The sequence below is a fragment of the Arsenophonus symbiont of Ornithomya chloropus genome (assembly GCF_964026495.1).
In the GTDB taxonomy this organism is placed as follows: Bacteria; Pseudomonadota; Gammaproteobacteria; order Enterobacterales; family Enterobacteriaceae; genus Arsenophonus.
The window spans coordinates 739,753-752,413 of the sequence record NZ_OZ032148.1 but is presented as its reverse complement, the minus strand read 5'-3'; the positions used below and the strand labels follow the sequence as shown (position 1 = coordinate 752,413).

At 23.6% G+C, this 12,661-nt stretch carries 8 protein-coding genes; 3 read left to right on the top strand and 5 right to left on the bottom strand.

The genetic code is table 11. The annotated features are described in order from the left end of the window. Positions 1-82 precede the first annotated feature (82 nt). The 3 genes from asnS to ABNS14_RS02830 all read left to right on the top strand — a co-directional run bounded on the left by asnS (position 83) and on the right by ABNS14_RS02830 (position 4,551). On the top strand, positions 83-1,483 hold the full coding sequence (gene asnS, locus ABNS14_RS02840) for an asparagine--tRNA ligase (RefSeq protein WP_348666197.1): 1,401 nt from the start codon (positions 83-85) through the stop codon (positions 1,481-1,483). Between the two features lie 340 nt (positions 1,484-1,823). Beyond that, on the top strand, positions 1,824-3,122 hold the full coding sequence (locus tag ABNS14_RS02835; RefSeq protein ID WP_348666671.1) for a porin: 1,299 nt from the start codon (positions 1,824-1,826) through the stop codon (positions 3,120-3,122). Between the two features lie 238 nt (positions 3,123-3,360). Further along, positions 3,361-4,551 carry an amino acid aminotransferase gene (locus tag ABNS14_RS02830; protein ID WP_348666196.1) on the top strand — a complete coding sequence of 397 codons (1,191 nt, stop codon included), beginning with the start codon at positions 3,361-3,363 and terminating at the stop codon, positions 4,549-4,551. A 994-nt stretch (positions 4,552-5,545) separates the two neighbouring features. On the opposite strand, the gene potD is transcribed toward ABNS14_RS02830, so the two are convergent. The 5 genes from potD to dapA form a co-directional block, all read right to left on the bottom strand. Then, on the bottom strand, positions 5,546-6,547 hold the full coding sequence (potD, locus tag ABNS14_RS02825) for a spermidine/putrescine ABC transporter substrate-binding protein PotD (protein WP_431603654.1): 1,002 nt from the start codon (positions 6,545-6,547) through the stop codon (positions 5,546-5,548). 295 nt (positions 6,548-6,842) lie between these two features. Then, positions 6,843-7,637, bottom strand: coding sequence for a spermidine/putrescine ABC transporter permease PotC (potC, locus tag ABNS14_RS02820; protein WP_348666194.1), 795 nt, complete (start codon positions 7,635-7,637; stop codon positions 6,843-6,845). Beyond that, on the bottom strand, positions 7,634-8,494 hold the full coding sequence (potB, locus tag ABNS14_RS02815) for a spermidine/putrescine ABC transporter permease PotB (RefSeq protein ID WP_348666193.1): 861 nt from the start codon (positions 8,492-8,494) through the stop codon (positions 7,634-7,636). The genes potC and potB overlap by 4 nt, the downstream gene beginning before the upstream one ends. Further along, positions 8,484-9,593, bottom strand: coding sequence for a spermidine/putrescine ABC transporter ATP-binding protein PotA (gene potA, locus ABNS14_RS02810; RefSeq protein WP_348666192.1), 1,110 nt, complete (start codon positions 9,591-9,593; stop codon positions 8,484-8,486). The genes potB and potA overlap by 11 nt, the downstream gene beginning before the upstream one ends. Positions 9,594-10,942: 1,349 nt before the next feature. Then, entirely contained in the window at positions 10,943-11,860 is a 918-nt protein-coding gene (gene dapA, locus ABNS14_RS02805; RefSeq protein WP_348666191.1) for a 4-hydroxy-tetrahydrodipicolinate synthase, read from the bottom strand. Between the last annotated feature and the right edge of the window lie 801 nt (positions 11,861-12,661).

The window sequence follows — 12,661 nt, the reverse complement described above, 5'->3', positions numbered from 1 at the left end:
AAGTTTTATAAAAATAAGTAATACAAAATATTAAAATAAAATTATATCATTTTACTGAACTTTAATATTATAAGAGAATTTTATGAAAATAAGAACTATACTAGAAGTAGTACAAGGTCATCCTGCAATAGGTGATACAGTAACTGTTTGTGGTTGGGTTCGTACAAGAAGAGATTCAAAAGGAGGATTTTCATTTCTTGCTGTTTATGATGGTTCTTGTTTTAATTCATTACAAGTTATTATCACTAATCAATTATCTAATTATAAAAATGAAGTTTTAAATTTAACAACTGGTTGTTCTGTTAAAATAATAGGTGTTGTTAAGCAATCTAGAGGTAAAAAACAACATTATGAATTGTTGGCAAAACAAGTTATTGTAATAGGTTTAGTAGAAAATCCTAATAAATATCCATTGGCAGCAAAACGTCATAGTGTTGAGCATTTACGTGAAGTTGCACATTTGCGACCACGTAGTAATCTTATTGGTGCAATTACACGTATTCGTAATACATTAACGCATGCGATTCATGATTTTTTTTATAATGAAGGATATCTTTGGATATCAACACCGATCATTACTACGTCAAATACCGAAGGTATTGGTGAAATGTTTCGTGTTTCTACCTTAGATTTTCAGAATATTCCAAAGACTAATAAAAATGAAGTTGATTTTTCTAAAGATTTTTTTGGTAGCGAAGCATTTTTAACTGTATCTGGGCAATTAAATGCTGAAGCTTATGCTTGTGCATTAAGTAAAATTTATACATTTGGTCCAATTTTTCGAGCAGAAAACTCTAATACTAGTAAGCATTTAGCAGAATTTTGGATGATAGAACCTGAAGTTGCTTTCGCTGATTTAAATGATATTTTAGTACTTGCTGAAAAAATGTTGAAGTATCTTTTTAGAAAAGTCTTAATAGAAAGGAATGATGATTTGATGTTTTTTGTTGAAAAGATAGACAAAAAAGTAATAACTAGATTAGAAAATAACGTTATTTCTGACTTTAAAAAAATTGATTATACGGATGCAATTAAAGTTCTTCAAAAATGTAATAAAAACTTTACCAATCCAGTAGTTTGGGGTATGGATTTTTCTTCTGAACATGAACGATATTTAGCAGAAGAGTATTTCAGAATGCCGGTAATAGTAAAACATTATCCCAAAGATATTAAAGCATTTTATATGCGTCTTAATGATGACAATAAGACAGTTGCTGCTATGGATGTATTGGTTCCTGGTGTCGGGGAAATTATTGGGGGTTCTCAACGTGAAGAGCGTCTTGATAAACTTGATTTGCGCATGAAAGAAATTGGATTAAAGCAAGAAGATTATTATTGGTATCGAGATTTACGTCGTTATGGAACTGTACCTCATTCTGGATTTGGGCTCGGGTTAGAACGTTTAATTGCTTATGTTACTGGTATAAATAATATTCGTGATACTATCGCGTTTCCACGGGTACCTAATAATGCAAATTTTTAATTTTTTTGATATATCAAGATTGTTAGTGAAGTTCAATATTTATAAATTTTTTATGAAGTACAAATAATATTTTTTTATTTTGATTATTTATAATGAAAAGATAAAAATTTATTACTTAAATTTCAAAATAAATTGTTTTTTTATTTTAAAAATTATATTTTTATATTATTTCCAAAATAGATATTTCTTTTTAATGGAAAACTATAATAAAATATTATATTATGAAATTAGTTTCTTATAGATATTTTAAATTTAATAATATTTTTTAAATTTTTTTAAATTAAATAAGAATGTGTTTATGCTAATACATGTCTAAATCACACCAGTGAGGGTAATAATGATGAAGCGCAATATTCTTGCAATAGTAATTCCAGTGTTATTAACTGGAACAGTACACGCAGCTGAAATCTATAATAAAGATGGAGATACACTAGATATATATGGTAAAGTAGACGTCCATCACTTATTTTCAAAAAATAGTAGTAGTGAAGAAGGTGATGATTCACGTGTTCATATGGGTATAAAAGGTGAAACTCAAATCTCTGATAAATTATCTGGTTTTGGTCGTTTTGAATGGGATGCAAAAACAAATAAAAGCGAAGATGATAATAAAAATAGAAATCTCATAGCTTATGCTGGTTTAAAGTTTTCTGATTTTGGTTCATTAGATTATGGTCGTAACTATGGTGTACTACATGATACAAAAGCATGGACCGAAGTACTGCCATTATATGGTGGAAATGCTATGTATCAGGTTGATAGTTATATGACCAGTCGTAATAGAAATTTATTAACTTACCGTAGTAATGATTTTTTTGGTTTAGTTGATGGATTGAAGTTTGCTTTACAGTATCATGGGAAAAATACCGAAAACAATAAATCAGGTGTCGAGGATCCCTTAAAAAATAATGGTGATGGTTTCGGTATATCTGCTAATTATGATATTGGATGGGGAGTTGTATTAGGTGGTGGTTACACTAAGTCTAATCAAGGAGTTTATGCTAATGAATTATTTAATGAACCCCAAGCCAGTACTGTAGCTAATGATACTGTAGCTAATGATACTGTAGCTAATGATACTGTAGCTAATGATACTGTAGCTAATGATACTGTAGCTACTGTAGCTAATGATAATGTATTAAATGATAAGAAAAATTTACCATCAAAAAATAATAATGTAGAAAAATTTTCTACAAAAACTGACCGTTCTATCAATCATGATGTTGAAGGTTGGAATATTGGTTTAAAATATGATGCGAATAATCTTTATTTAGCTGCACTTTATGGTGAAACCCATAATATGACTAAATTTACTGGAAGAGATACTCTTAATGCAACACAAAAAGCTAATACAACTGAAAATATTGAAGTTGTTGCTCAATATTTTTTTGATGATATTGCTTTAAAACCATCAATTGCTTATGTACAATCTAAAGGAAAAGATTTTATTGATCCTAATGCTGCTGAAAAAGAAGATTTAACAAAATATCTTTCTTTAGGTGCTTTTTATTATTTCAACAAACATTTAACAGCAGTTGTTGATTATAAAATTAACTTAATGCATAGTAATGATTTCACAAAAAAATATGGTATTAATAAAGATAATGTTGTTGGTTTAGGTTTAGTCTATAAATTTTAGTTTAAGTGTGTGCAATATAGCGAAAAACATAAAGATGGTACATAATAAGCAGCGCAAAAGCGCTGCTTTATTATTAATAAAAATAATATGAGTATTGGTTTAATTTTAATACAATTCATATTTTTTATATTTAATATATTATAAATAGTTAAAATTTAATTTGTATTAATTTTATTGAAAAGATGCTCTAATATTTTTAATAATTTAATTTATATAGTTGTATAATTGGAATTGTTATATGTTAGAAAATATTATAGGTGCTCCAAAAGATCCTATTTTAGGATTAGTAGAGAGCTTTAATGCTGATTCACGTAAACAAAAAATTAATTTAAGTATTGGTGTTTACAAAGATCAAACTGGAAAAACTCCTATACTTCGTTCTGTAAAAAAAGCAGAAAAATATTTACTAGAAAAAGAAGTTACTAAAGATTATTTACCTATGAGTGGCAGTAAAGAATTTGCGATTCTTACTCAAAAGTTATTATTTACAAGTAATCATCCTATTTTTATTGAAAATAGAGCTCGTACTATACAAGCATTAGGTGGAACAGGTGCATTGCATCTTGCTGCTGAATTTCTTGTTAAAAAAACATCGTGTAAAAGAATTTGGTTAAGTAAACCCACTTGGCCAAATCATTATAATATATTTAAAAATGTTGGTTTAAAAATATGTTATTATAATTATTATGATAGCAATAGAAATAAGCTTGATTTTTCTGGAATGATGAATACCTTAGATAATTTGCAACCAAGTGATGTTTTGTTACTACATGGTTGTTGTCATAATCCTACCGGTATTGATCCTAGTACAGATCAATGGGAAATTTTATCAAAACTTGCTTCAGAAAAAAAAGTTTTGCCGATTTTTGATTTTGCATATCAGGGTTTTGCTGAAAGTTTGGAAAAAGATGTAGAAGGTTTACGTATTTTTAGCAACAAAAATCCTGAAATTATTGTTGCTACTTCTTATTCTAAAAATTTTAGTTTGTATAATGAACGCATTGGTGCTTGTACTATTATTGCCAGTGATAGTAATGAAGCAGATAACGTTTTTAGTCAAATACAGTCAATTGTTAGAGCTAATTATTCCAATCCTCCTTTTCATGGAGCTGCTATTGTAACATCTATTTTATCAGATGAAATTTTAAAGAAAGAGTGGATTGAAGAGTTAACAATTATGCGTCAAAGAATTCAACGTATGAGACAATTATTAGCAAATACACTATTTGAAAAAGGTGCTAAAAAAGATTTTAGTTTTATTAACAAACAAAACGGCATGTTTTCATTTAGTGGTCTTAATGAATCGCAAGTTATAAAATTACGTGAAAAATATGCGATTTATATAGTTAATTCAGGACGTATTAATGTAGCGGGGTTGATGTTGGAAAATATGGTTCCTTTGTGTAAAGCAATTATTGATGTATTATAAGAATATTGTGAATTATGAATAAAAACCAAACATTAGTATTTAAGATAAAATTATCATTTTTAAGTAAAATACACTATTAAATATAATAATAAAAATATATTAAATCAATTAGGGTATATTAATAATATTTTTAGTAATGAAATTTTTGTGATTTACTAGGATTTTTAAAATTTTGGATTTTTGTTTCTAGTAATAGAATTTATTTATGCTAAATTTTGTATTATAAAAGATATTTTTTGTATTAATTTATTATTAGTTATTAATATTTTTTATAATAGATGTTATTATTTATTTTATAAAAAAAATATATTGAAAAAACATATGAAATTACTATTATATAATTTAAATACTTTTTAAGTGATATATTAAGTAATATTTTGAGTATCTTTTAAGAAAAGCATTATTTTTTTTGAAGATTTTAAAATATTTGAAGATTTTAAAATATGCATAAGTGAATATCTTTTTATATTAAAAATATTTAAAATTTATATGCTTTTAATAATTTAAAAATTTAATATACATTTCTTAAATTATAAAAAAAAAATTATATTTAATCGTAAAACATTTATTTTTTAATATCTAAAAAAAATATTTTTTATTCAAATAATATATTTTTTATATTTTATTTTTTGCATTATTAAATTAAATATTATCTAAAACTAATTTTTCTAAAATTATTTTTTGGTCTTTATCAGTTTAGTTATATTAAGAATATTCAAAAAGAATACTTAAAATATTTTTTATTAAAAATTAATTTTCAATTTAATAATAGTATAGATTTTTGAAAAATATATTATTTATAATTTAGTTTAATATACTTTTTTACTAAAAGATATTATGATAATTCAATAATTTTTTTGAGATAAATTTTGATATATGATATATCGTAATTATATTTTCTTTGTTTTTAAAAATTATAAGTAAATAATAAAAGATTATAAAATAACATATAAAAAATCTCATTTTGTATGCTATTTTTTTGTAAAAATTACTTTTAAAGACCAGATTTTAATTTTTGAAAATAACTTTCATATAATATATTAGAATTACCTACATCATCTTGCCATTCTCCATTTTTTAATATTTCTTCATCAGGATATAAAGTGTTGTTTTTTATAACTTCTATTGGCAATTGTTGCTTTGCTAGTAAATTTGGGGTAGGATATCCAATTTTTTGAGCAACTTTAGCAGCAATATCAGGTCTTAATAAAAAATCAATTAATTTAATTGCGCCTTCGACATTTTTCGCATTAGATGGAATAGCTAAACTATCCATCCAAAAAATTCCGCCTTCTTTGCTCCAAATAAATTGTATTGGAGCACCTGATTGGCGTGCTACATAAGCAGAACCATTCCATAGCATTCCTAAATCGATTTCACCTTGAAGAAAAGGATTAGCAGGATTATCTGAATTAAATGCCATAACATTTGGCATTAATTTTTTTAATTCTTCATATGCTGCTTTTATTAATTTTGGATCTGTTGTATTACCTGAATAACCTAATTTTAACAATGCCATTTGAAATACTTCTCGTGCATCATCAGTTAATAATACTTTATTTTTGTATTCTGGTTTCCATAAATCAGACCAAGATGAAACTTTTTTTGGATCAATGATATCACTGTTTATGCCAATTCCTGTTGCTCCCCAGATATAAGGAATTGAATAATCATTATTAGGATCAAATGATTTATGCAATAAATTTGGATCAAGATTTTTAAATTGACTTAATTTTTTTTTATCAATTTTTTGCAGCATACCTTCTTTGCTCATTTTAGCTACAAAATAAGTTGAAGGTACTATTAAATCATATGCATTATCAGTATAAGTTTTTAATTTTATGTACATACTTTCATTAGATTCATAAGTAGAATAAATTACTTTTATTCCAGTTTCTTTAGTAAACTGATTTAATAAACCAGAAGGAACATATTCTGACCAATTATAAAAATATAGTGTTTTGTTATTAACAGCTATTACTGAAGTGACAGTCATGGCTATAATCCATATTTGAATCCATAATAAATATTGTTTCATATATTATTTCTTTGTAAAATTATTAATTAAAATGTAATTGTTTTGATTGTGTTTTTTGCTATTTTTAAATAAGCATTATATGTAGCACTTAAGATTAGGTAAATAATATAAATATTGGTTATTATGTTTTATTTTTAAAGAGATTTAACATTTACTTATCTTTTAAAGATAGCATCTGTATCTCATGCGAGAAAATATCTTTTTTTTGTAAAATTCTATATATAGATATTGTGATAATATATTTTTAGTACTATTAAGTTGATTGAATAAATATATTTTTATGAATATTTTTTAAAATCCATTTACTAAAAAGCACAAGCAGTAAAGAAAATAATAATAAAATTGTTGCTAATGCATTAATTTCTGGTGAAATTCCTATTTTTACCATTGAATAAATTTTTAACGGTAAAATTTCATAATTTGGTCCAGTAACAAAAGAAGATATGATTACATCATCCATAGAAAGTGTAAAACTCAGTAACCAAGCAGAAATAACGGCTGGTAATACTAATGGTAAAATAACATTTTTTAGAATTATAGCTTCACTGGCTCCTAAATCTCTAGCCGCTTCTAACATTTTTACATCAAAATCTTTTAATCTTGCATAAACATTAATTACCACAAAAGGCAAAGAAAATGTAATATGAGAAAAAAGTAAAGATAAAAAACCTAGAGAGATGCCTAGTGAGATAAATAGTAATAATAATGAAATTGCCATAACTATGTCTGGAGACATCATAACAACAAATAATATACCTCCGATAAATGATTTTCCCTTAAATTGATAACGGAACAAAGCTACTGCTGTTAATGAACCAATAAAAGTAGCACAAGTTGCTGAAATCATTGCTATACTTAATGAATGCCATGCAGCTTCTAGTAAGCTATCATTATTCCATAATATATTATACCAATCTAGTGTAAAGCCTTTCCATAAATTACCAAATCGTGAAATATTAAAAGAATTTATGATCAAAATTATGATTGAAATGTACAAATAGGCATAAATAATAATTAGGAAGCTTATTTGCAAAAACAATTTAATCATGCTAAATCCAACTTTTTATTTAGTAAATTCACTACACGATAATAAATATAAAGTAATAGCCCCATTAGTATTGTTAGTACAATACTGATTGCTGCTCCAAAAGGCCAGTCACGTAAATTTAATATTTGACTTTTAATAACATTGCCAATTAATAAATTTTTGGCACCACCCATTAAATCAGCTACATAAAACAAACCCATTGCTGGTAATAAAACTAATAAAGAGCCGACTATAATTCCAGGCATAGTTAATGGTATTATAATACGTAAAAATGTTTGACATTTATTAGCACCAAGATCTCTAGCTGCTTCAAGACAAGATTTATCTAATTTTTCAATACTCGAATAAAGCGGCATGATCATAAATGGTAATAATATATATATCAATCCTATGATAACAGCTTTTTCTGTATACATGATACGAATTGGTGTGTCTATTAAACCTATCCATAATAAAAAGTCATTTAAATAACCACGAGGACTTAAAAAAATTTTTAACCCATAAATTCGAATAAGAGAATTAGTCCAAAAAGGTAGAATTAATAAAAATAGCATTAATGATTGTATTTTTTTTGGTAATCGTGTTAGAATAAATGCAAATGGATAGCCGATAGCTAAACAAAATATAGTTGCAATAATTGCCATGTTTATCGAATGCAACATTAATTTTGCATACAAAGAGTCGAAAAGTTGTATATAATTATTAAATGTAAAAATTATTTTAATTAAATTTATATCATCACGGGTTAAAAAACTTGTAATAATAATCATAACATTTGGTACAAAGCTAAACAATAAAAGCCATGAAACAACTCCTACGATAATAATATTTTGAAAAAATTTACGTTTATTTTTCATCGTATAGAACAATCTCCCAGCTTTCTACCCATGTTACTGCAATTTTTTGTGCTAATGAGTGGTCGACATCGGGGTCGTTTTCATTAAAAAATTCACTAACCATGATTTGTTTTCCATTGTTCATTTCTACTTCAATATCAAGCATCATACCTTTGTAGTTTCGTTCACGTACATATCCAATAAGTCCAATTTGATGTTGTTCGTTATCTATTTCTTTAACGCGTAAATCTTCTGGACGTAATAAAACTTTCAATGGTTGTCCTTGAGATATCGATAAGTGAGTATAGAGATCACATTCATAACCTTCAACATTGGCTCTAATGCGTTTTTCATTAATTCGGTATAAAGCAATTGCATCAAAAATATTAATTTTTCCAATAAAACTTGCAACAAATAAATTTTTAGGATCTTCATATATCTCACGAGGAGATGCATCTTGTTCAATTTGACCGTCTCTCATGACTAAAATTCGATCTGACATTGCTAATGCTTCTTCTTGATCATGTGTTACATAAATAAAAGTAATTCCTAATTTTCTTTGTAGAGCTTTTAATTCATTTTGCATTTTTTTACGTAAATGATAATCTAATGCTGATAAGGATTCATCTAATAAAAGCACTTTAGGTTGATTAATAATTGCTCTTGCAATGGCTACTCTTTGTTGTTGCCCACCTGATAATTGATGAGGTTTTCGTTGAGAAAAATCTTCTAACTGCACTAGTTTTAACATTTCTTCAACTCTTTTTTTTATTTCTTTGTAACTTTTTTTTTGCATACGTAAACCAAATGCAACGTTATCAAATACAGACATGTGTGGAAATAAGGCATAACTTTGAAAAACAGTATTTATATGACGATGTTCAGCAGGAATATTTGTAATATCTGTTCCTGCAAGAAAAATACGTCCGTAATCAGCATGTTCTAATCCAGCAATTAATCGTAAAATAGTTGTTTTTCCACAACCTGATGGTCCTAATATTGTGAGGAATTCACCATCATTAATTTTAAGATTTAATTGTGAAATAATATTTTTTCCATAAAATTTTTTTGTTAATGATTTTAATTCAATTATTGATGTTAAAAATCTGTTCTCGGTCATTTCAAGTATCACTCTATTTTTTGTGTTATTAGAATTGTAACAGATACAAGATTTCATAAAGAGTAATTAGTTAGTAAAAAATAAAAATAAAGTTTTAAGTTACTTAAACAATTGATTTAATAAAGTAAAACAATAAATTTAATATAATAAAATTTATAAGTCTTAATTAAAGATTAATATTAAAAATTATCAATATATATTAATATATATATATTTAATAACTTAAAGTTATTCTGTTTTTTTTAAGAGAACTTTAAATTTTTTATTTTTGTGTAATAATAAAGAATTGATATTATTACTTGCAAGAAAGCATATTAATATTTTTATTATACTATGATATTTTAAATATCATTTAAAATATTATTTTTCTAAAATTAAAAAACTTTTTTACTTTAAAAAGTATGATATAAAAATATCATAAATGTTAATAATATATTTATCTTAAAAATAAAAGTTTTTAGTATTCAACTAACATATGAAATCTATTATTTAGAGTTTTTATGTAAAAAGAAGCATATTTTAAATTAAAATTATTAAATAGTAATTTTATTATCACATTATATATTACATTATCAGCAATATTTTTTTTTAAATTTTTATATTTTTTGTATCATGTAAATAGAAATATTTTCTACATAATGCTTATATAAAAAATATTTTAAGAATTAAAAAATATAACATAATAATATCACTAGAAATATTAATAGATATCTAATATTTAGATCGTAATTGCTTGCCATTTTTATGTTAAGATGATTTTTTATATTATAAAATATAAATGATTTTGAGTTTTCATGATTTTTTTATTATGTCTTTTATTTATAAAAATATATATGTGCTATTTTTAAATTAACAATATAAATTTAAAAATTAGATAATAGATATATTTTTTTAGAATTTTATAGTTTTTTATTTGAATTTTAAATTATTATTATTTTTTTATTAATATTTTTTGTATTATTATATTAAAATATACATAATACTATTAATTTAAAATTATTTATAAAATAATGATAATGAAAAATTATTATAAAAAGTCTATTAAAGATAAAAGGTGATTCTTTTATAAAAAAAAATATGTAAATATTTATTTTTATTTTTTAATGTGTTTTTTATAAATTGATGTGCGATATTTAAAAAAAATATTTCAATAAGTTTAGAGATTTATAAAATCAGTAATTTGATTTATATATCATGTATCTAAATATGATATTCATTTTTTGATAAGGATAATATTTTTTAAGTGTGATGATTATTCTAAATTATTAAAAAAACAAAAAGATAGATACTAAAAATTTTTTAATATATTAAAGATGTTTTGTATATAAAAATACCATATAATATATTTACTATTGTTTTTTTAGATTTGCTATATTTAATGCTTTTTTAAGATTTTTTTGACTAGATAATGTTAATGGTGTCATTGGTAATCGCAATGTATGAGAATTAATAAGACCTAAATAATGACATGCCCATTTTATTGGAATAGGATTAGTTTCTCTAAACAACTGATATTGTAATTTGTTTAAGCGATGGTTCAATTTTTCTGCTTCATTGTACTTACCAGCTAATGCTAATTCACATATTTTAGCCATTAAATCAGGTGCTATATTTGCTGTAACAGAAATTACTCCTTTTCCACCTAATTTTATAAAATCTAATGCAGTTAGATCATCTCCACTTAATAAAATAAATTTTTTTTTGTTGATTAATCTAAGAATACGAGTGACACGATTTAAATCTCCACTAGCTTCTTTAATAGCAATAATATTTTTTAATTTTGATAATTTAGCAATTGTTTCCGGTAATAAATCACATCCTGTACGTGTAGGAACATTATATAAAATTTGAGGTAGGTATGTTTGATTAGCAATAGCATAAAAATGTTGATAAATCCCTTCTTGTGAAGGTTTATTGTAATAAGGTGTTACACTTAAACATGCAATAACACCAGTTTTTTCAAAAGATTTATTTAATTTAATAACTTTTTTAGTAGAATTATCTCCGGTATTAACGATAATAGGAATTTTACCATCAGCATATTCCAGTGTTCTTAAGACTACATCTAATTTTTCAGTATGATTGAGTGTTGCAGATTCTCCTGTTGTACCGATTGATACAATTGCTTTTGTTTTATTATTAATGTGGTAATGAATTAATTTTTTTAAACTAAGTTTGTCTATTTTTCCTTTTGTATCCATTGGTGTTATCATTGCTACAAGACTACCATATAAAAAAAAATAATCTTGATTAAAATTATTTTTCATAAATATTTTCCTAAATTAAATATTTTATATATTATTTTAATGATAATATAAAATATATGCAAAAATATTAGTTCTTAATTTATTAAAATGTTTTTTGAAGTATCATACTTTTATATAATAAATATATGAAAAATTTTTATGTTATTTATCTTAAATTATATTACTAGTTTTTTAAAAAGTTAATATAATATATAATTGAAAATTATTTTTTATAATATTTTTGTTTAATAAAAATTTTTTATTTTCATTAAATATTTGATGCGATAAATTTTTCATTAATGACTATAATATTTAATAAAATTTTTATTTTATTTTTTATTTAAATAATTTTTATATTTATCAAATTATTATGATCAGCTTATTAATTGTAATATGTAGTTTATAAATGATTCAATAATAATAAATAATTATATGATAAAAAATATTTTTTATGAAATATTTTTGTTTTTTAATTTTTTTTTTTTTTTTTTTGAAATTTTTATAGATATTGATGTATAATATGTTCTAATTAAATGTTAATAAAATATTACATGTATTTTTTTGTTGTTATATTAAAAGATATAAAGATTTTATATATTTAAATTAAAAAAATAAAAAAATAGTAATACTGATATTTTTATAAATATATATATTTTTATGATTAAAGTAATGTTTGTTTTAAAATAAAATATATTAAAATATCTATTTAATTAATTTTAATTGAATTATACTTGTTTTTTTATTGTTAAATATATTTTATATTTAATATATTTAATATTTTTATATATTATGAATTATGCTTTAAAAAGCAGAGTTTTGTAT